This window comes from Paenisporosarcina sp. P4_B8, assembly GCF_056402175.1.
Window position 1 is genome coordinate 1 of the sequence record NZ_JBFUHX010000053.1, and the last position, 590, is coordinate 590.

The following is a 590-nucleotide window of genomic DNA, read 5'->3' on the forward strand; positions in this document are numbered from 1 at the left end:
GGGAATCGCTAGTAATCGCGGATCAGCATGCCGCGGTGAATACGTTCCCGGGCCTTGTACACACCGCCCGTCACACCACGAGAGTTTGTAACACCCGAAGTCGGTGAGGTAACCTTTTAGGAGCCAGCCGCCGAAGGTGGGACAGATGATTGGGGTGAAGTCGTAACAAGGTAGCCGTATCGGAAGGTGCGGCTGGATCACCTCCTTTCTAAGGATAATTACGGAATATAGACCTCGGGTCTATAAGTTGACGTTTTGCGTTCAGTTTTGAAGGTTCATCTTCTTTATAGAAGAGGATACTTTCAAAACTTGCTTCTGCGATTATTCGTCGCAAAGCAAACCTTTGTTCTTTGAAAACTGGATAAAACGACATTGAAAGCAATAAACATTCAAGTAATTCAACATACAACTTCGGTTGTATGCGTAAGAACTTTTTAACTTTTAGGTTAAGTTAATAAGGGCGCACGGTGAATGCCTTGGCACTAGGAGCCGATGAAGGACGGTACTAACACCGATATGCTTCGGGGAGCTGTAAGTAAGCTTTGATCCGGAGATTTCCGAATGGGGAAACCCACTGTTTTTAATAGAGC

General features: G+C 45.6%; 2 rRNA genes. Both read left to right on the forward strand.

Annotated features, from left to right (window positions below):
* Window positions 1-208 (forward strand): 16S ribosomal RNA (locus tag AC1DSK_RS17460); the annotation flags it as partial.
* Between the two features lie 236 nt (window positions 209-444).
* Window positions 445-590: ribosomal RNA gene (locus AC1DSK_RS17465) — 23S ribosomal RNA — on the forward strand; the annotation flags it as partial.